Origin of the sequence: Paracoccus jiaweipingae (assembly GCF_044335505.1) — a bacterium.
In the GTDB taxonomy this organism is placed as follows: Bacteria; Pseudomonadota; Alphaproteobacteria; order Rhodobacterales; family Rhodobacteraceae; genus Paracoccus.
In genome coordinates this window covers 115,483-136,017 of record NZ_JBISBS010000007.1, presented here as the reverse complement: position 1 = coordinate 136,017, position 20,535 = coordinate 115,483, and the positions used below count along the sequence as shown (strand labels likewise).

The 20,535-nt window shown below is 63.9% G+C and carries 15 protein-coding genes, 2 pseudogenes and 1 other annotated feature; of the genes and pseudogenes, 15 read left to right on the top strand and 2 right to left on the bottom strand.

What is annotated here, in order from left to right; all coding sequences use genetic code 11:
* The first annotated feature begins 251 nt into the window (after positions 1–251).
* The 12 genes from ACFXP9_RS12595 to ACFXP9_RS12540 all read left to right on the top strand — a co-directional run bounded on the left by ACFXP9_RS12595 (position 252) and on the right by ACFXP9_RS12540 (position 16,325).
* Positions 252–2,297 (top strand): TonB-dependent siderophore receptor, encoded by a 2,046-nt coding sequence (locus ACFXP9_RS12595; protein ID WP_397204998.1) that lies wholly within the window; start codon positions 252–254, stop codon positions 2,295–2,297.
* Positions 2,297–3,496, top strand: a complete 1,200-nt coding sequence (locus ACFXP9_RS12590) for an MFS transporter (RefSeq protein WP_397210259.1) — start codon at positions 2,297–2,299, stop codon at positions 3,494–3,496. The genes ACFXP9_RS12595 and ACFXP9_RS12590 overlap by 1 nt, the downstream gene beginning before the upstream one ends.
* Positions 3,493–3,942 carry a ferredoxin reductase domain-containing protein gene (locus ACFXP9_RS12585; RefSeq protein ID WP_397205000.1) on the top strand — a complete coding sequence of 150 codons (450 nt, stop codon included), beginning with the start codon at positions 3,493–3,495 and terminating at the stop codon, positions 3,940–3,942. The genes ACFXP9_RS12590 and ACFXP9_RS12585 overlap by 4 nt, the downstream gene beginning before the upstream one ends.
* Before the next feature lie 27 nt (positions 3,943–3,969).
* Positions 3,970–6,063 carry a TonB-dependent siderophore receptor gene (locus tag ACFXP9_RS12580; RefSeq protein ID WP_397205002.1) on the top strand — a complete coding sequence of 698 codons (2,094 nt, stop codon included), beginning with the start codon at positions 3,970–3,972 and terminating at the stop codon, positions 6,061–6,063.
* Between the two features lie 385 nt (positions 6,064–6,448).
* Entirely contained in the window at positions 6,449–6,538 is a 90-nt protein-coding gene (locus ACFXP9_RS12575) for a potassium-transporting ATPase subunit F (RefSeq protein ID WP_397205004.1), read from the top strand.
* Position 6,539: 1 nt separating this feature from the next.
* On the top strand, positions 6,540–8,222 hold the full coding sequence (kdpA, locus tag ACFXP9_RS12570; RefSeq protein ID WP_397205006.1) for a potassium-transporting ATPase subunit KdpA: 1,683 nt from the start codon (positions 6,540–6,542) through the stop codon (positions 8,220–8,222).
* A 7-nt stretch (positions 8,223–8,229) separates the two neighbouring features.
* Entirely contained in the window at positions 8,230–10,269 is a 2,040-nt protein-coding gene (gene kdpB, locus ACFXP9_RS12565) for a potassium-transporting ATPase subunit KdpB (RefSeq protein WP_397205008.1), read from the top strand.
* A gap of 12 nt (positions 10,270–10,281) precedes the next feature.
* Positions 10,282–10,830: a potassium-transporting ATPase subunit KdpC gene (gene kdpC / locus ACFXP9_RS12560; RefSeq protein WP_397205010.1), complete on the top strand. Its 549-nt coding sequence runs from the start codon at positions 10,282–10,284 to the stop codon at positions 10,828–10,830.
* Positions 10,831–10,839: 9 nt separating this feature from the next.
* The gene (locus ACFXP9_RS12555; protein ID WP_397205012.1) at positions 10,840–13,536 is read left to right on the top strand and encodes a DUF4118 domain-containing protein; all 2,697 of its coding nucleotides are present in this window, start codon (positions 10,840–10,842) and stop codon (positions 13,534–13,536) included.
* A 2-nt stretch (positions 13,537–13,538) separates the two neighbouring features.
* A complete protein-coding gene (locus ACFXP9_RS12550; protein WP_397205014.1) occupies positions 13,539–14,228 on the top strand; it encodes a response regulator in 690 nt (229 codons plus the stop codon).
* 1,018 nt (positions 14,229–15,246) lie between these two features.
* Entirely contained in the window at positions 15,247–15,708 is a 462-nt protein-coding gene (locus ACFXP9_RS12545) for a MarR family winged helix-turn-helix transcriptional regulator (RefSeq protein WP_397210257.1), read from the top strand.
* A complete protein-coding gene (locus tag ACFXP9_RS12540) occupies positions 15,705–16,325 on the top strand; it encodes a cysteine hydrolase family protein (protein WP_397205016.1) in 621 nt (206 codons plus the stop codon). Before ACFXP9_RS12545 ends, ACFXP9_RS12540 begins: the two co-directional genes overlap by 4 nt.
* A gap of 345 nt (positions 16,326–16,670) precedes the next feature.
* Here the strand turns inward: ACFXP9_RS12540 and ACFXP9_RS12535 are convergent.
* Positions 16,671–16,817: pseudogene (locus ACFXP9_RS12535) on the bottom strand (DUF6953 family protein); the annotation flags it as partial.
* Between the two features lie 80 nt (positions 16,818–16,897).
* Positions 16,898–17,098 (bottom strand): YodC family protein, encoded by a 201-nt coding sequence (locus tag ACFXP9_RS12530; protein WP_397205018.1) that lies wholly within the window; start codon positions 17,096–17,098, stop codon positions 16,898–16,900.
* Positions 17,099–17,615: 517 nt separating this feature from the next.
* Positions 17,616–17,672, top strand: a sequence feature (sul1 is cis-regulatory element that is thought to sense ions involved in sulfur or methionine metabolism; They are found in Alphaproteobacteria).
* Positions 17,673–17,741: 69 nt separating this feature from the next.
* Here ACFXP9_RS12530 and ACFXP9_RS12525 point away from each other — a divergent pair.
* The 3 genes and pseudogenes from ACFXP9_RS12525 (at position 17,742) to ACFXP9_RS12515 (ending at position 20,454) form a co-directional block, all read left to right on the top strand.
* Positions 17,742–19,232: pseudogene (locus ACFXP9_RS12525) on the top strand (SulP family inorganic anion transporter).
* Positions 19,233–19,246: 14 nt separating this feature from the next.
* A complete protein-coding gene (locus ACFXP9_RS12520) occupies positions 19,247–20,101 on the top strand; it encodes a universal stress protein (protein ID WP_397210255.1) in 855 nt (284 codons plus the stop codon).
* 5 nt (positions 20,102–20,106) lie between these two features.
* Positions 20,107–20,454 (top strand): TraR/DksA family transcriptional regulator, encoded by a 348-nt coding sequence (locus tag ACFXP9_RS12515; RefSeq protein WP_397205022.1) that lies wholly within the window; start codon positions 20,107–20,109, stop codon positions 20,452–20,454.
* Positions 20,455–20,535 lie beyond the last annotated feature (81 nt).

The window sequence follows — 20,535 nt, the reverse complement described above, 5'->3', positions numbered from 1 at the left end:
GGTCGTGCAATAACGCGAATCACAGGAAATTCTTGACAGAATTGATAGCCTTATATACCCAGCCACGGTCGCCAGCCTTACGCCAGCGCCCGTGTGTCATGCGTGCTGAAAGGTCGGGCCATGCCGAACCCCCCTGTTTTCCCCGCCTGCGCGGTGCCGATCGCATGGCGCCCGGTGGCAACGGGCCGCCGGTCCCGCAGGTTGCCGCAGACCCGTCATGTCCCATACCCGTCCACAAAGGAAACCAGCCGATGACCACTCGTTGCGTTTTGGCAATGCTGGCCTGCACCGTTGCCGTCCCTGCCCTGGCGCAGGACGATCTTGTCCTGCCTGAAATCACCCTTCAGGCTGAAAGCGGCCTGACCCTGACGCAGAACGGCTATGTCGCCAAAACCTCGCGTCAGGCGACGCGGCTGGACACGCCGGTTGCCGAAATCCCGCAGGCGATCACCATCATCACGCAGGACCAGATCGAGGATCAGGCGCCGCGCACGCTGAACGAGGCACTGACCTATTCCGCCGCGGCCAATCCCAACAAATACGGTTTCGATACGCGTTTTGACGCCTTTACGCTGCGTGGGTTCCCGGCCTTTTATAACGGCATGTTCCGGGACGGCCTGCGCCAGTATAATGCGCCTTTCGCGATCCACCGGCCCGAGCCTTACGGGCTGGAAGGCATCGCGATCCTGAAAGGCCCGGCCTCGTCGCTTTACGGGGTCAGCGGTGCGGGCGGGCTTGTCAATCTGGTGACCAAGCGTCCCAAGGACAAGCCGTTTCACGAACTGGCGGTTGAAACCGGGTCCGATGATCGCGCCCAGATCAGCGCCGATTTCAGTGGTCCGCTGGCCAGCGGCAGCCCGTTCAGCTATCGCCTGACCGGGCGCCTGCGCAAGGCGAACTCGGTCTTTCCGGGCTATGCCGACGACTTGGGGTTTTTCGCCCCGGCGCTGCGTTACGACAATGGCACGACGCGCGTGACCCTGCTGGGCGAGGCACAGAAAAACGTCACCGGCGGATCGACTTTTTACCTTAATGGCCCGAATGGCACAGTCACCGATACCTTCCTGACCGACCCCGACTGGAACCGGCTTGAGCGCGAGCAGTTCCGCCTTGGCTATGAGGTCGAGCATGACCTGAACGACAGCGTGACCCTGCGCCATACAGCGCGGATTTCCTCGGTCGATGTCGAGGCGCGTTACGGCGGGGCCTTGGGCCAGCCCTGGGAACGGTTTGGCGAAAAGCTGAACACCACCAGCATCGACACCGGGATCAGCGCCTTCGCCACCACGGGCGCGGTGCAGCATGAAATCCTTGCCGGCATCGACCTGACCATGGCCGATTACACCAGCCGTGTGGGCGGCAGCCCGGTTTCGGCGGCAGCGGCAGCGGCGGGGCCGATGGTGTTTTTCCGGTCGCAGGACACGCGGCAAACCGGGATTTATCTGCACGACCAGCTTAGCTGGGGCAACTGGCGGGCCTTTGTCAGCGGGCGCTATGACAGGGTGAAAACCGACGATACCGATATGGCCCGCACCCTGACCCGGATTGACGAATCCGGTCGCTCTGGCCGCGTCGGGCTAAGCTATCGCTGGGATAACGGGCTGGTCGCCTATGGCAATGTGTCGACCTCGTTCGCGCCCAATCTTGGCGTGGTTTATGATGTTGTTGCCGATGACAGTTCGGCCCGCGCGGCGCGCCCGACACAAGCAACGCAACGCGAGGTCGGGCTGAAATACGCACCCGAGGGGACCGACATGCTGCTGTCGGCGGCGCTGTTTGACATCGACCAGCGCGACGGCGTGGTGTTCGAGGCCTATGGCGGCACCAACCGCCAGCGCCAGCAGGATATGAACAGCCGCGGGATCGAGCTGGAGGCGATGGCCAACTGGGACAATGGCTGGTCCACCATTGCCAGCTTCAGCCATCAGCGCGTCGTGATCGAGCGCGGCGCAACCGGCACCGAAGGCAACCGGGTTTCGGGCGCGCCTGACAACATCCTGTCGCTTTGGGGCAAATACGAATTCCAAAGCGGCCGGGCCGAGGGGTTGGCTGTCGGCCTTGGTCTTCGCTATGTCGGTGAAAGCTATGGCGACGATGCCAATACCGACGCCCTGCGCAATGATGCGCGCAGCTTTGTGGATGCCGAAATCAGCTTTGACCCGCCCGCGATGCCGGGCGTGCGTGCGCAGGTGAATATCAAGAACCTGTTCGATCAGGACGGCACGATCTGCGATGTCGGCTATTGCTATCGCAATGAAGGCCGGGTCTGGACCGCCAGCCTGACACGGCGCTTCTGATGGCTGCGCAGATGCGCGTGATGGGGGGGCTTTGGGCGGCCTATATCGCCCAAAGCGTCATCGGCGGGCTGACCTGGGGCGGCTTGCCCGCGGTGATGCGCGAACAGGGGCTGGCACTGGACCAGATCGGCCTGCTGTCGCTGCTGGTGGCGCCATGGGCGCTGAAATTCCTGTGGTCCCCGGCTGTCGAGCGCTGGCGCCTGCCGCGCGGCGCCGTGCCGCGCAGCGGCCCGCTGGCGCTGGCGGGCGGGGCGGTGGCCGTGGCCGGGCTGGCCCTGACCGGGGCGCTTGGGTTGCAGCCGTTGCTGCCGGCTCTGGCCTGCCTGATGCTGGTGGCGATTGCCACGGCGACGGTTGACATTGCGGTCGACGGTCATGCCGTCGGCGCCGTTGCGCCCGACCGGCATGGCTGGGCGAATGCGGCGCAGGTTGGCGGGGCCTATGTCGGGGCGGCGATTGGCGGCGGTCTGCTGCTGCTCATCGTGGCGCGCGCAGGCTGGGGCGCTGGCGTCTGGTCCATGGCGGCGCTGGTGGCGCTGCTGCTGTTGGGCTTTGCCGCCAGCACGCGCGGGACCGCCGCGCCGGTCGCCGCAGACGCGCCCCCGCCCAGCCTGCGCACGGCCCTGGCGCGGCCCGAAATCCGCGCCGGGCTTGGCATGACAGCTGTTTTCGTGATCGCGCAAAAGGCACCACTGGGGATGATCGGGCCGTATCTGGTGGATCAGGGGCTGTCGCTTGCCACGATCGGCCTGCTGTCGGGCGGGGCCAGCCTGACGCTGGGGCTGGCCGGGGCGGTGCTGGGCGGCGGGCTGGTGCGCCGCTTTGGCCTGCACGCTATTCTGATCACCGCGCTGGCCGGTCAGGCGATCCTGCTGACCCCGCTGGCGGCCCGCGCGGCAGGGGTGAATGTGCCCCTGCCCCTGATGCTGGCGGCTGCGTTGCTGGGTGGCTCGGCGCTGCTGGCCATCGGCTTTACCGCCATGTATGCGCAGTTCATGCACTGGGCCGATCCCGATCAGGGCGGCGTGGATTTCACGTTATTTCAATGCCTTGACGGTGCCATCAGCATGGTTTTGGGCGTCATTGCCGGGCTGATCGCGCAATATGCCGGCTATGGGCTGTTCTTTGCGCTTTGCATCGGCTTGCTGATCGTCGCGCTGGCCATCTTTGCCCGCAACACGGAAAAGACACTGGCATGAGGCAAGTTCCGCTGCCCGCCCATCAGGCCGAAGGCGCCCTGCCCGCCCTGCCCCTTGGGCAGATCAGGTCGCTGCTGCGCGTCGAGGCCGGCGGGCAGGACATCGACGCCTTTGTCCATGCCGGCGGGCGGGTCTGCGACCGGGCGCGCAGGGCTGAACCGGGGACACGGGTCGGGCTTAACGGGCCGGACGGGGGCGCTGTGCCACGGGGCAAGCACCTGCTGATCGGCAAGGGTAAGACCACCTGTCCTGCCCTTGCCCACATGCTGGCCGAAAGCCCCGCCAACATGCGCGGCCAGTGCTGGCTGTTCGGGGACAGCGACGATTACGACCGGCCCGACCATCGCGGCATGGCCCGGATACACGCGCCACGGGCCGGGGCCGGGCTGGTCGCGCAGCTGACGCGGCAGGAATACGCCGCGACCCCGTCCTTATCAGACCAGTAAATCAATCAGATATACAGGAACACACCGATGACCCGACTTCACCTTGCCCTGGCGGCATCGACCGCCCTCGTCCCGCCGGTCTTTGCGCAGGATGCTGACACGATCACGCTGGATCAGATCACGCTTTACGGCGCCAGCTACCAGACCGAAGGCACGGACAGCTGGTCAACCGATTTGATCAGCGTCGGTGAAAAGGCCACCATGTCCCCGCGCGAGGTGCCGCAATCGACCAGCGTCGTCACCCGCAAGCAGATCGAGGATGGCGGCTATACCGCGCTGGAAACCGCGCTGGACAACACGCCGGGACTGCTGATCCTGAACAACGATGTCGGGCGCTCGTCAATCTTTTCGCGCGGGTTTGAATTCGACTATCTTTACTATGACGGTCTGCCCGCGCCGGTCAGTTCCATCTATGGCACCCAGCCCGACCTGTCGATCATGGACCATGTCGAGGTGCTGAAGGGGCCGTCGGGCCTGTTTATCGGGACCGGATCGCCCGCGGGTGCCATAAACATGCGGCTGAAACAGGCCAATGCAGACACACCGCGCGGCTATGCGACCGCCACCGCCGACAGCAACGGCCATGCGCGGGTCGAACTGGATTACGGCGCACCGCTGAACGCGGATGCCAGCCTGCGCGGTCGGACCGTTCTGGCCTATGCGGGTGGCGACGGGTCGGTCGACAAACAGACCAACGGCTTGCGCCAGTTCTATGGCGCATTGGCCTGGGACGCGACACCCGACACCACGGCGACGCTGTCATTTTCGCATATGCAGCGCGACATCGCGCCCTTCAACGGCCTGCCGAGCTATGCCGATGGCAGCCTGATCTGGACCGATCCGTCAGCCACGACAGCGGCCGACTGGAATGATTTCGACAACAGGGTCGATGATCTGGTCGCCGGCGTGGAACATCATTTCGGCAATGGCGCGCGGGCGAAATTCAGCCTGCGCAAGTCGCGCCAAAGCGGTGATTTCACTTATGCCTTTGCCGGATCGCCTGCTGCGCCGGATAACAGCATTTCCGCGCTGGCATGGATCTCGCGCGATTTCAGCCATGACAATCTGGCGCTGGACGCCCATGCCGAGCTGCCCTTTGCGGTTGCCGGCATCGAGGGCATGGCGATCATCGGTGCCGACATGCAGAAAACCGACAGTCGCGTGGCAGGTGTGGCCGGGCGCATTCCGGGCAGCTGGAATCTGGATGACTGGGACGTGTCGGACGTGGCCCGGCCCGATGTGACCTATGGCAACCCCGACCGTATTGAAACCGACAGCAAGGGCTTCTATGCCCAGTTGCGTGTCAAGCCCGCCGCCGGGCTGACCCTGCTTGGCGGCGCACGGCTGTCATGGCAGCGGATCGACGCGCTGTCATTGAGGGGCGTTGCCAGCACCGTCGAGGAAAATGGTCACCTGACCCCCTATGCCGGGATCACCTGGGACGTGCGGCCCGATACCACGATCTATGCGTCGTATACCGAGATTTTCCAGCCGCAGGACGCGCTGGATCAAAACGGCGAATTGCTGGCCCCGATGGAAGGCCGCCAATTCGAACTGGGCGCCAAGGCGCAACTGGCCGGCGGGCTGGATGTGTCGGCGGCGCTGTTCCGGCTGGATCAGGTCAACCGCGCCCAAAGCGTGCCGGGCGAGACATGGTCCGTCGCCAAAGGAAAGGTCCGCGTGCAGGGGTTCGAGGCCGAGGCCGCCGGTGAAATTGGCGACAACTGGCATGTCGCGGCCGGATATACCTATACCGACAGCGAATATCTGAACGGCGACAATGAAGGCGCGGTGTTTTCGACCTATACCCCGCGCCACATGCTGAAGCTGGCGGTCGCCTATGACGTGACCGACGGCCCGGTCGCGGGCTGGACCTTTGGTTCCCAGTTGCGGGCGGTCTCGTCCTTTTCGTCGGTCTCGCGCGGGACGAAAATCGCCGCGCCGGGTTACGGCGTGGTCGATATGTCGGCCAGACGCGCCATCGGTCAGGGTGCGGATCTGACGCTGTCGGTGTCGAACCTGCTGGACAAGAATTACTATACCCGCGTCGGCGGCACCCCAGTGTTCAACTTCCGCGGCGAGCCGCGCAAGATCGGAGTCTCGCTGCGCAAGCGGTTCTGACGCGGGCGCTGCCAGCAGCCCTTGGCCCAGCCGGGGACCGGGGCGGCGGCGCCGATGACGCACAGTGCCGTGAAGCATGGCGGCGATCCAGCAGTGTTTGGGGCGGTGATGGTCGCGCCGCCCCTGCCCGCCCAACAGGCGGGTCAGGCGGTGATACACGGCGCTGGCTGATCACCGGTGACGACGCGTTTTTTACACAGATTTAACGCTAACCAGCGCCCTTCATATGGAGGCTTTACGGTCGCTGACGCCAGATTTTCACCATCTGGCAACAAAATGGAGGTGCAGATGCCCTTCCCTGACCTCATCTTCCCGGCCTTCGGTCTGGCGCTGTTCGCGCTGGCCCGGCTGGCCATCACTTTCATCCAACGACTGGAGCGCTGAGATGACGACCGAGCTGATCCTTGGCGGCGGGCTGGTCCTGTGCCTGCTGATCTATTTCCTGATCGCGCTTTTCGCACCTGAAAGGTTCTGACATGGTCTTCGATCTGATGTTTTTCGCGCTGTTCCTTCTGGCCCTGACGGCAGCGGGGATGGCGTTGGGGCCTTATATGGCGGGGGTGTTTTCCGGGCGCATCCGGTTTCTGGCCCTGATCGAGCGCCCGTTGCTGCGTATCGCCGGAACGGATGGCACCGCGCAGCGCTGGCCTGTCTATGCGGCCAGCGTTCTGGCGTTTAACGCAGCCGGGTTCGTGCTGCTTTATCTGGTTCTTCGGGTGCAAGGCTGGCTGCCCCTGAACCCGCAGGGATTTGGCGCGATGGCGCCGGATCAGGCCTTCAACACCGCCGTCAGTTTCATGACCAACACCAACTGGCAAAGCTATGGCGGCGAGACAACGCTGTCACATTTCACCCAGATGTTCGGGCTGACGGTGCAGAACTTTGTCTCGGCGGCAACCGGCATTGCGGTTGCGGTGGCTGTGGTGCGTGGGCTGGCGGCGCGCTCGGGGCGCGATCTGGGCAATTTCTGGGTCGATCTGACACGGACGGTGCTGTATCTTTTGCTGCCCGGTGCGGTTCTGATTGCGCTGGTTCTGGTCTGGCAGGGGATGCCACAGACGCTGGCCGGCGCGGTCACCGCGACCACCATGGAAGGCGCGCAACAGACCATCGCCCAGGGGCCGGTCGCTTCGCAAGCCGCGATCAAGATGCTGGGCACCAATGGCGGCGGGTTTTTCAACGTCAATGCCAGCCATCCTTACGAAAATGCCACCGCGCTGACCAACCTTGTGCAGATCTTCGCGATTCTGATCATCCCGGCGGCGTTTCCGTTTTTCTTCGGCCGCATGGTGGGCGACCGCCGTCAGGGCTGGGCGATTTTTGCCGCGATGACGGTGATGTTTGTCGGCGTGCTGCTGGCCGCCTATTTCGCGGAAAGCCAGCCAAACCCGCTTTATGCCGGCATCACCGAAGGTCCGGGCATGGAGGGGAAAGAGGTCCGGTTCGGCCTTGCCCAGACCGTGCTGTTCGAGGTGGCGACGACAGTGGCGTCCTGTGGCGCAGTGAACGCCATGCATGACAGCCTGTCGGCGCTTGGCGGCATGATCCCGCTGTTCAACATGCTGTTGGGCGAAATCATCTTTGGCGGTGTCGGTGCAGGCTTTTACGGCATGGTGCTGTATGTCGTGCTGACGGTGTTTCTGGCCGGACTGATGGTCGGGCGCACCCCCGAATGGCTGGGCAAAAAGATCGAGGCCCGCGAAATGAAGCTGGCCGCGCTGACCCTGCTGGTCATGCCGCTGGGGGTGCTGGTGCTGGCCGCCGCGTCGGTCCTGGCCGGGACTGCGCAGGCGGCGGTGCAGGATGCAGGCCCCCACGGCCTGTCGGAACTGATCTATGCCTATACCTCGGGCACGGCCAATAACGGCAGCGCCTTTGCCGGGTTCGGGGCCAATACGGCATGGCATAACACCATGATCGGGCTGGCGATGATGCTTGGCCGCTGGGGCTATATCATCCCGGTTCTGGCCATTGCCGGATCGCTGGCCGCCAAGCCGCGCGCGCAGGCCACGGCGGGCACCTTTCCGACCCATGGTCTGGCCTTCACCGTTCTGCTGGTCGCCACGATCCTGATTGTCGGCGCGCTGACCTTCCTTCCCGTTCTGGCCCTTGGTCCGATTGCCGAGCATGTCTCGATCGTCGCCGGGCACACGTTCTGAGGTTCTCATGTCCAAACACGCAAAACCTGAAACCGGTCTTTTCGCGCCGGAAATCCTGCGGCCTGCGGCCATCGCGGCGATCGGCAAGCTGAACCCGCGCAAGCTGGTGCGCAACCCGGTCATCTTTGCCACCGCCATGGTGGCCGCCGTGACCACCGTTCTGGCGGTCCTGCACTGGGGCGAACCGGGGCGCGGGGTCACGCTGCAGATTGTCTTGTGGCTGTGGGCAACGGTGCTGTTTGCCAATTTCGCCGAAGCCGTGGCCGAGGGGCGCGGCAAGGCCCGCGCCGATGCTTTCCGTGCCACGAAAAGCACGGCGCAGGCCAAGCTGCTGCTGTCTGCCGGCAACCGCGAGATCTATGACATGCGCGATGTCTGTGACCTTGAACCCGGCGAGGTGATTCTGGTCGAGGCCGGCGATATCGTCCCCACCGATGGCGAGGTGATCGAGGGGGTCGCATCTGTCGATGAATCGGCCATTACCGGTGAATCCGCGCCTGTCATCCGCGAATCGGGCGGCGACCGGTCCAGCCTGACCGGCGGCACAAGGCTGGTCAGCGACTGGCTGGTGGTGCGCATCACCGCCAGACCCGGCGAGACCTTTCTGGACAAGATGATTTCGCTGGTCGAGGGGGCAAAACGCGCCAAAACCCCCAACGAAATCGCGCTGGACATCCTGCTGGCGGGCTTGTCGCTGGTCTTCCTGCTGGTGGTCAGCACGCTTCCGGTCTTTGCCGGGTGGTCGGGTGTGGCGATCCCGGTGATCTGGCTGTCCGCGCTGTTCATCACCCTGATCCCGACGACCATTGGCGGGCTGCTTTCGGCCATCGGGATCGCGGGGATGGACCGGCTGGTCAAGGCCAATGTCATCGCCAAATCCGGCCGCGCGGTCGAGGCGGCGGGCGATATCGACGTGCTTTTGCTGGACAAGACCGGCACCATCACCTTTGGCAACCGCATGGCCGACGCGTTCCTGCCGGTGCCGGGCGTCAGCGAACGCGATGTGGCGCAGGCCGCCTTCATCGGCAGTCTGGCCGACGACACGCCCGAGGGGAAATCGACCCTCGATCTGGCTGCAAAACGCCACGGTCTCAGCGCGGGCACATGGCGGCAGGGCGCGACCTTTGTGCCCTTTACCGCGCAGACCCGGATGTCGGGCGTCGATCTGGCCGACGGCACGCAAATCCGCAAAGGCGCGGCCGATGCCATGGCCCGCGCCTTCCCGGATGGTGGCGCCGCGGCGGCAGACCCCATCGTGCGCCAGATCGCCATGTCGGGCGGCACGCCGCTGGTGGTGGCGCGCAATGGGCGGATCCTTGGGGTCATCCACCTGAAAGACGTGGTCAAACCCGGCATCCGGGACCGCTTTGCCGAATTGCGCCGCATGGGCATCCGCACGGTGATGATCACCGGCGACAACCCGCTGACCGCCGCCGCGATTGCCGCCGAATCCGGGGTCGATGACTTTCTGGCCGAAGCCACCCCGGAAAGGAAGCTGGAGCTGATCCGCGCCGAACAGGCCTCGGGCAAGCTGGTGGCGATGTGCGGCGACGGGTCGAACGATGCGCCCGCGCTGGCACAGGCCGATGTGGGGGTGGCGATGAACAGCGGCACACCCGCCGCGAAAGAGGCCGGGAACCTGGTCGATCTGGACAGCGACCCGACCAAGCTGATCGAGATCGTCATGGTCGGCAAACAGCTTCTGATCTCGCGCGGGGCGCTGACGACCTTCAGCATCGCCAATGATGTGGCCAAGTATTTTGCCATTCTGCCGGCGCTGTTCGTCGCCGCCTATCCCGGCCTTGCCGCACTGGACGTAATGGGCCTTGGCACACCGCAATCGGCGATCCTGTCGGCGATCATCTTTAACGCGCTGGTCATTGTCGGGCTGATCCCACTGGCGCTGAAAGGGGTGAAATACCGCCCCGCATCGGCGGGTGCGCTGTTGTCGCGCAACCTGCTGATTTACGGCGTCGGCGGGCTGGTCGCGCCTTTTATCGGCATCAAGCTGATCGACATCATCGTCGATACGCTGCATCTGGCATAAGGAGTTTTCATCATGTTTTCGCAACTTCGCCCCGCGCTGACACTGATTGGCGCCTTCTCGGCGGTTCTTGGGCTGGGCTATCCGCTGGCGATCACCGGTATCGCGCAGGCGGTCATGCCGGCACAGGCGAATGGTTCGCTGATTGCGCGCGATGGCGTGACCCTGGGGTCGGCGCTGATCGGGCAAAGGTTTACCCGCCCCGAATACCTGCACCCCCGGCCTTCGGCGGTCGATTATGACGCGGCGAACTCGGGCGGGTCGAACCTCGGGCCGTCCAGCGCCGAACTGCTGGCGCAGGTCCGCGACCGGGCGGCGGCGTTTGACGCGCCGCCCGCCCCGTCCGACATGGCGACGGCCTCGGCCTCGGGGCTGGACCCGCATATCAGCCGTGCCGCCGCACTTGCGCAGGTGCCGCGCATCGCCGCCGCGCGTGGGCTGGACGAATCCGCCATCCGCGCCGCCATCGACGCCGCCACCACCGGCCCCGCTTTTGGCTTTGTGGGCGATCCCATCGTCAATGTGCTGCAAACCAACCTCGCGCTTGACGCGGCGGGGGCGTAAGGTTGCGCCATGACTGACGACAGCCGCCCCGATCCCGAAGCCTTCCTGCCCGAGGCCAATGCCGAGGACGCCGCAGGCGCATCAAAGCGGGGGCGGCTGAAGATCTTTCTGGGGGCCTCGCCCGGTGTCGGCAAGACCTATGCCATGCTGGAAGAGGCCGCCGCGCGGCGCCGCGACGGCACCGATGTGGTCGCGGCGCTGGTGGAAACGCATGGCCGGGCGGAAACCGCGCGGCTGCTGGCGCGCATCGACCAGATCCCCCGGCGCGAGATTTCCTATCGCGACCGCCGCCTGACCGAGATGGATCTGGACGCGCTGCTGGCGCGGCAGCCCGCGCTGGCCCTGATCGACGAACTGGCGCATACCAATGCGCCCGGCTCGCGCCACCCCAAGCGCTGGCAGGATGTCGACGAGGTGCTGGCAGCGGGGATCGACGTCTATACCACACTGAATATCCAGCATGTTGAAAGCCTGAATGACGTGGTGGCGCGCATTACTGGCGTTCAGGTCCACGAAACCGTGCCTGACGCGGTGTTGCAGATGGCCGACGAGATCAAGCTGATCGACCTGCCACCCGACGACCTGATCGCCCGGCTGCGCGAAGGCAAGGTCTATATGCCTGCCGAGGCCGGGCGGGCGCTGGCGAATTTCTTTTCCAAGCCCAACCTGACCGCGCTGCGGGAATTATCGCTGCGCACCGCGGCCAGCCGTGTCGATGCCGACATGCTGGCGCTGACGCGTGGCGGGCGGCCCGCAGCGCAGAATCGGCTGATGGTCTGTCTGGATGATCCGTCAAGCGCCAAGGGGCTGGTGCGCGCAGGCCGTCGCATGACCGACCGCGCCCGCATCCCGTGGGTTGTGGCCCATGTGCTGACCCCGGCCATCGAATCGCGCGGCAGTGCCGCATCGGGGGCAATGTCCGATGCGCTGGCGCTGGCGGAACGGCTGGGGGCCGACACCCGCACATTGCGCGCCGAGGGCGACAGCCCCACCGCTTTTCTGGGGGCCGCGCGCGAATTGAATGTCACCCGGCTGGTGCTGGCCCGTCCCGCGCGCCGGACCGGGCTGCGGGCGTGGCTTGCGCGGTTGCGCCCGTCGATGACCGACAGGCTGATCGGCATGAGCGACACCTTCGAGGTCACCTTGCTGTCGCCGCCCGGCGATCGCAGTTCCCCCGCGCCGGGGCTGCGGCTTTCGCGCCGCAAATGGCCGCGCATCGCGCTGGAATCGGGGCTGGCCGCTGCGGCGGGCACGGCGCTGGCCTGGCCGTTCTGGCATGTCCTGCCGGTGGCCTCGCTGGCGGTGATCTATCTGGTGGGCGTGCTGGCGGTGGGGATGCGTCTGGGCGCGCTGGCGGCGGTGGTGGCCAGCGTGACCAGCTTCATGGCCTATAATTTTTTCTTCACCCAGCCTTATTATTCCTTTGCCGTCTCGGCCGAGGAATCGGTGATTGCGCTGCTGGTCTTTACCATCTCGGCGCTGTTCACCGGCACGCTGGCCGGGCGGCTGAAGCGGCAGGTCGAATTCATGCGCGACGCGCAGGCCCGCACCGAGACGCTTTACGATTTCGCCCGCAAGATCGCCTCGGCCAGCACCACCGATGACGTGCTGTGGGCGGCGGCGGCGCATATCGCCCGCGCGCTGCAAGGTCATTCGCTGATCCTGATGCCGGGGCCGGACGGGCAGCTGGCGCAGGTGCAGGGCTTTCCGGCGATCGAGGACGCGCTCGACCCGATCAGTCAGGCCGCGGCGCTTTGGGCGTTTCAGCGCAACCAGCCCGCCGGACGTGACACAGACACATTGCCCGCCGCCGAATGGCTGTTCATGCCGCTGGCCACGCAGGGCGCGCCGATGGGGGTGATCGGTCTGCGTTTTACCGATCCGGCGCGGCGGATGGACCCCGAGACCCGGCGCCTGCTGACGGCGGTCGAGGATCAGGTGGCCGTGGCGGTCGAGCGTATCAAGATCGAAAGCGACCTCGAACGCGCGCGGCTGAACAGCGAGACGGAAAAGCTGCGCGCCGCGCTTCTGAACAGCGTCAGCCATGATCTGCGCACCCCTTTGGTCACGGTGATCGGGGCGCTGTCTGCGGTCGAGGATGGCACATTGCCGCCCGATCAGAACCGCCAGCTGACGGCCCAAGCCCTGGCCGAGGCGCGGCGTCTGGACCGCTTTATCGGCAATCTTCTCAGCATGACCCGGCTGGGTCACGGTGCCATGGTGCCCCGTGTCCGGGCGGTCGACCTGCGCGAGCTGATCACCACTGCACAGAACGACCTTTCGCGGGTTCTGGATGGCTTCGAGGTGCAGGTCCGCATTGCACCGACAACCCCGCCGCTGTTGGTTGATCCGCTGCTGATCGGTCAGGCCATTGCCAATCTGCTGGAAAACGCCAGCAAATATGCGCCTGACCACAGCCCCATCATCATTGACGCCACGCCGCTGGACGGGGCTGTCGCGGTCACGGTCCGCGATCATGGCCCCGGCATTGCGCCGGACGAACGCACCCGGATATTCGACCTGTTCCATCGCGCCGTTCAGGGCGATGGCCAGCCCGCCGGCACCGGCCTTGGCCTTGCCATCGTCAAGGGGATGGTCGAGGCGCATGGCGGCAGCGTTTCAGCCATTGACCCGCCGCAGGGCTGTGGCGCCGCGATCCGCATGATCCTGCCCGCTGCCCCGCCCCCTGCTGACCTGAAGGAGTGACCATGTCCGAAGACCCCGCCTGCATTCTGGTCATCGAGGACGAAGCCCCGATCCGCCGCTTTCTGCGTGTCATTCTGGAAGCTGCGGGCTACAGCATGACCGAGGCTGCGCGCGGGCGCGAAGGGATCGAACGCGCCGCGACCGGTGCGCCCTCGGTTGTGCTGGTTGACCTGGGGCTGCCGGATCTGGACGGAAAGGACGTGGTTGCGGCAATCCGCGAATGGTCATCGGTGCCGATCATGGTCGTGTCTGTCCGCGCAGCCGAAACCGAGATCATCGCCGCACTGGATGCAGGCGCCGATGATTACGTCACCAAGCCCTTTGCCTCGGGGGAATTGCTGGCACGGCTCCGGGCGCTGACGCGGCGCGCGTCAGGAACCGCCATTGATCCGGTCATCGACATTGGCGGCTTGCGGATCGACCTTGCCAACCGAAGCGTGAGCCGAAATGCTGACCCGATCCGACTGACCCGCAAGGAGTTCGACGTCCTTGCCCTTTTGGCGGCGACGCCGGGTCGGCTTGTCACGCATGAGACCCTGCTGCGCACGGTCTGGGGGCGGGCCCATGCCACGGACACCCACTATGTCCGTGTCGCCATCGCCCATTTGCGCGAAAAACTGGGCGACAACGCAGCCGCCCCACAGCTGATCCATAACGAGCCTGGCATCGGTTACAGGCTGACGACAGGCTGACAACAGCCTGAGGGGCCATCAGCCCCGTCATATCAGCCACAGCCTCAGCCACCGGCCGGGGGGGGCTTTGGAATTTTTTTATTCATATGCCAAAGTGTTGGATAAGCACTGCGGGTGATTTTGGATATCTTCATGCCTTGATGGAACTGGCTTCATTCCCTGCCGCCGACGTCATCAAAAAAAGAATTAGCCAAGCCCCCCCAGCCACTGTGCTCTTTCTTTTCGCCGGATACGCCTTGAAGGTTTGGGTGCCCTTGGCCTATTCCCCGCGACTTGCCGTGAACGGTATGCTCAATCTTGCGCGGCTTTAACATGACGCCACGGACCAGGCATCGCTTTAAGAACCTGATCCCCGGACAGCCCGTCAGCATCTGGCAGGATGCTCAGCAAGGCCCGCACGTCTGGCCGGGGAGCGAGACCCGCTGCACCACAGGCATTGCGGCCCTGCCCTGATGCAATCCGGCCGACGCGGTTTCTGGCTGTGCGATCGCGATGGTGACAGCTGGTATCGCAAAGGCCACGTCGACGGCTGGCGCTTGCTGGCAGGGTTTGCCGCAGCCTTCGCCACCGATGTCTGTCACAGGCGCCTTGTGGCAAGTTCCGGCACATTATCGGCGGTGGCCTCTCTCGGTCATGACACACTGCACACATGAACAAGCTGGCAAGCCCGGCTGTAAAATTGGCAATGCCCTTACGGCAGAGGCCCCCGGCAGCCCCGCCCTGCGCAGCGGATGCGTTCGATCAGGGTTGCCAGCGTGGACGGTCCATTGCGCCCATCCGCAAGGGGGAACCCAGACTGATCCAGCATATCGCTGGAAGGTTCGGGCGTGGCGGGACGGGGCGATCGCGCTGTCGTGTTATTACCCGATAGCAAGCGTCAGTCTGGCCGATCGGGTTGATACGTCGGCGCGGGCCTTCAGAGGGACACAGCCTGCTGCGGCATCACCGCTTCAGCCCCCGATTCGGCAGGAAGACCGCGTCCCCGCGCGCAAATTGACATTGCGCTTGTCGTTTTGACATGTATAATGCCAATATGAAATCGGAACACCTTCATCGACTGATCTGGATGTCACGCCCCCTTATGCAAGCGGCAGAGGCCCGCGTTGACGCCGGTCTGGCCGGGACCGGCCTGACAGTGCGGATGCGCGCGGTGCTTGAGATCCTCCACCAATATGGCGATCAGACCGTCCCCGAGATCGCGGCAAGGCTCGACATCAAACGGCAATATGTCCAGATCATGTGCAATGAAACGCTGGCATCCGGTTTCGTCGGGCAACGCGCGAACCCGCGCCACAAACGCTCGCCGATCCTGGCGCTGACCGATCACGGTCGCACCCTCATCGAAGACATCATTTCGAGGGAAATGACCCTCATGGACGACATTGGTGCGACACTGAGCAGCCAGGACATCGCAACGGCGCTTCGGGTCGTCATGACCGTGATGGACCGCCTGAAAAACCAGACAGGAGACAGCGCATGACCTTCGGCATCATCATGGGCGTCGCGGCCCTTGCCCTCATCCTTTGGCTCGGCAACGGTGTCAGGCGCATCGGCGCGGTCAGCGTCGGGGAACCGATCCGCAACCGGGATGCCTCTGCCCTTCTGCTGATTGATCTGCAATCGGTTTTCTGGGACAGCGACGCCTACCCGGACGCCGCAAAAGAAAGCGCCGCCGCCGTCATTTTCAAGGAAATCCGCGCGGCGCGGGCGCAAAACCACCCCGTCATTGCGATCCGTCAGGAATGGTCAATCCCGTCCACAAGGGCGGTGGCGCGGCTTCTGATGAATGGGCAGGCAATCGCCGGCAGTGAGGGGACCGAACTGGCCGCGCCCTTCTTGTCACTTCCTGACCAGATCATTGTCAAACGCGTGCAGGACGCATTTGAAACCGGTGAACTGGATGCGCTTCTGAAGCGCCTTGATGTGGGCAAGCTGCGCCTTGTTGGGCTGGACCTCAATTACTGTGTGCAAAAAACGGCGCTGGCGGCCCGAAACCGCGGCTATGACGTGACCGTCGTCAAGGACGGAACCCTCTCAGCTGCACCGACAGAAGGCGCTGAAAAGCGGATGTCCTCAGCAGGTGTGGTCATTCGGTAACCTTAAGCGACCGGCTGCATCACATCTTTGCACGACGTTCCTGAAAGCCGGTGCGACCTGCCCCGCGTCGTTACTGTGGGCATCACATCGCCGTCGCAATCCATGAACACAGCCCTTTCCACCAACGGCTTTGGCGCTGGGTTTGGCCAAAACCGTCGCCTTGTTCTGACCCCTGTATGCCGTCACGGCCAAGGACCGCAGCCGGGCGCAAGAGGTATGCCGCGCATCCTGCACCGTCACCGCCTGATGCCCCCTCCCTAAGCGCCAAGGGAAACTGAACTCCGATTTGGGTCCACCGACGCAAACCAGTTATTTTGACTATTGTTGGCGTCCCCATTGGTCAGTTTACAAACGAGATCGCCACAACTTTCCAGAGCGTTCGTAAACTGCACCTGGGGCAAGCGTGTTGAAAACCTTAACTACGCCCTTGCCCACGCAGAGGTTCGACGATTTGTCAAAATATGCCAAGGTTTCGTCGTGCAAGTGGAAAAAATGGCTCGCGACCGCTTACTGATACAGGAAGCAGTCGTGCTCAAACTCGGCCAGCATCCAGTGTACAGCTTCGTCCTCTGTCATGCCTTTTTCGGCGCAACGTAAAACTGCAACTCTTCCTCACCAAAGTCGCCACTCACGTTCGAAGCACCCCTGAACCATTGGCAAACATATTTCTGTTTCGTCATATGGCCGCTGATTTTCGGAACTTTGGAAACTGTCATCGCGGGACCACCGGATTTCAGTTGAACAATATCGCCGAGTTGAAATTTATTGGACATGTGTGGTGCCTTACCTCGCAACTGGGGACTGTATCTAGTGCTAAGATAGGGTGGGTAAAGTCGTCGTGCTAGGGCAAGCTTAAGGAAATGACATCGGAATGCCCGTACAGCGTAGCGTAGCGTGGTTGCCGCGCTATGTTCACGTTTTTTTTGCGAGTCCTCACGCCCCGTATCGCCTATTAAAAACCCTGAAAATCCCGTGGGTAGTTTATGGGCGTGATTGTCCAATCGCCAATTTACCCAGTGAAATCAATGAAAAATGGCGGAGGGGAGGGGCCTGACGTCGAACCTTCTCTGATTCGTAAGCAATTGATTCTAATGTATCATTGTTGTTTTGGCGGCGAGAAAATGACCGAGCAGTCCCCCCCCCCACCGGCCCGAAGAAGCCGCTGTATGATCTGTAGATGCCTCTCGAGCAGCTGACTCAGGCCCTGCCTTGATCGTCAAGCCAATGCACGCACAACTCCATATCGTGTTGCCCTTTACCCAATAACCCCTTAAGCGACACTACAGCAAACTTGGACCTGGAAGCGATTCCGGGTGGCTCTTCCGGCCGCCGATCCGCCGGACAACTCACAAGAACGGTGCACTTGCACGCCGATCTCGCGCGAGCCGCGCAGGACCGGTATTGGATAACACATTCATGATCTCACTCGACGCATACCGCAGCCAGTGGCTCGGCAACATTCGCGGCGACCTGCTGGCTGGTCTCGTTGTCGCGCTGGCCCTCATCCCCGAGGCGATCGCCTTTTCCATCATCGCCGGGGTCGACCCGAAGGTTGGCCTCTATGCGTCCTTCTCGATCGCCGTCATCATCGCGATCACCGGGGGGCGGCCCGGCATGATCTCGGCTGCGACCGCCGCGACGGCGGTCCTGATGGTGACCTTGGTGCGCGACCACGGGCTTCAGTATCTGCTGGCCGCCACAGTGCTGGCCGGTCTGTTGCAGATCGGCGCGGGCGTGCTGAAGCTCGGCTTCATCATGCGCTACGTCTCCAAGTCGGTCATGACCGGCTTTGTTAATGCGCTTGCCATCCTGATCTTCATGGCGCAGCTCCCCGAACTCGATCCGCGTCAGGTCACGTGGTTGACCTATGCGCTGGTCGGGGCGGCACTCGGGATTATCTACCTCTTGCCGCTTGTGACGACAGCGATTCCCTCTCCGCTCGTCACCATTGTCGTCCTGACGGCGTTGGTTTTCGCGCTGGGACTCGATGTGCGGACGGTCGGCGACATGGGCGAACTGCCTGACACGCTTCCAGTCTTCCTGATCCCGCAGATCCCGCTCACCTTTGAGACGCTGATGGTCATCCTGCCCTATTCGGTGGCTGTGGCCGTCGTAGGTTTGCTCGAAAGCCTGATGACGCAAAACATCGTCGACGACCTGACCGACACCAAGTCGAACCGCAACCAGGAGTGCATCGGCCAGGGCGTTGCCAATACCGCCACTGGTTTCATCGGGGGCATGGCGGGTTGCGCCATGATCGGCCAGTCTATCATCAACGTGAAGTCCGGTGGCCGCGGGCGGCTCTCGTCGTTTGCGGCTGGGGTCTAACTGCTGTTCATGGTCGTCGTTCTGGGCGATCTGGTGAGCATCATCCCCATGGCCGCGCTCGTGGCCATCATGATCATGGTCTCAATCGGTACCTTTTCATGGTCCTCGATCAAGGCCCTCACCGTGCATCCGCGCTCATCCTCCATCGTGATGATCGCCACAGTCGCGGCCGTCGTCTACACCCATAATCTCGCCATTGGCGTGCTGGTGGGCGTGCTTCTCTCGGGGATCTTCTTCGCGGGCAAGATCGCGCAGCTGTTCCGCGTGACGTCGGAGATCAGCGACGATGGACGCGTGCGGACCTACCGTGTCGAGGGCCAGCTCTTCTACGGCTCGGTCGAGGATTTCATGGACGCCTTCGACTTCAAGGAGGCGCCCGAGCGTGTCGTGATCGACGTGGGTGCGGCGCATATCTGGGATATCAGTTCCGTGCAGGCGCTCGACATGGCGATCCTGAAGTTCCGTCGCGATGGGGCCGAGGTTGAGGTCGTGGGCATGAACGAAGCGACCGAGACCCTGGTCGACCGGCTTGCCATCCACGACAAACCCGGCGCCATTGACGAGCTGACAGCGCATTGAGGGAGGAGAGAACCGTGACAGACAAGATCATCGCCTTGGTGGATGGCTCGATCTATTCCGAAAGCGTGTGCCACCACGCCGCCTGGATCGCGCAGCGCACGGCTGCGCCTGTCGAGCTGATCCATGTGCTGGGCCGGCGCGAGGCACCGGAGACAACCGACCTTTCCGGCGCGATACGGCTTGGGGCGCGGACAAAGCTGCTGAACGAGCTGGCCGAGTTGGATGCGCAGCGTGCGAAGCTTGTCAGCCATCGCGGCCGAGCGATCCTCGAGGACGCGCGCGCCATCGTCGATCAGGATGGCGTGACCGAGATCACCACCCGCCTGCGCCATGGCGACATCGTCGAGACCATCGGCGAGGTCGAGCGCGACGCCCGCGTTATCGTCATCGGCAAGCGCGGCGAGGCGGCGAATTTCGCAAAGGGGCATCTGGGCTCCAATCTCGAACGGATCGTGCGCGCGGCGCATCGGCCCGTATTCGTCGCTTCACGCGCCTTCAAGCCCATCGACAGCGTGCTGGTGGCCTATGACGGTGGATCGTCCGCGATGAAGGCAGTGGACCACATCTCGCGCAGCCCACTCTTCGCGCAGCTGGCCATCACCGTCGTGACTATCGGCAGCGAGACGCCCGAGATCGAGAAGGGCCTCGCGGACGCGAAGGCGCTGTTGAAGGCCGCGAACATCGACGTGGAGACGCGGATCGTGCAAGGGCAGCCGGAAACAGAACTGGGCAAGTTGGTCGAGGAGGAACGCTTCGGCATGGTGGTCATGGGCGCCTATGGTCACAGCCGCATCCGCAGCCTCGTGATTGGATCCACCACGACCGAAATGGTGCGCTCCTGCAAGGTGCCCGTTGTCCTGATGCGGTGATCGCCATGACAGACCCCACCTCCGAGGAACTGAAGGCAAAGTTTCTGCCACGGCTTCAGGACGAGCTGCAGAGCCTGCGGGCCGCGTCCATGCAGACGGCTGCAGACCGCAGGCCCGTCGAGCTTGATCAGCAAAGCGTTGGCCGGCTCAGCCGCATGGACGCGATGCAGCAACGGGCCATGGCAGCGGCTCAGGAAACGCGACGGCATGGAAGGGTACGGGCACTCGAGGCGGCCATCCGGCGGATCGACGGCGGGGAGTTCGGCTGGTGCGACGATTGCGGCGGGTTCATCGGCCTCCGTCGACTCGAGCTTGAGCCGACTGTGATCCGGTGTCGGGACTGTGCGGGCTGACAGGGCGACCTGTCGGCCGAAGCGCTGTTCCGGTCGTCGCTCCCAGCCGAGCCGGGGCCGAGCAGACGCTGGGCGGCATCC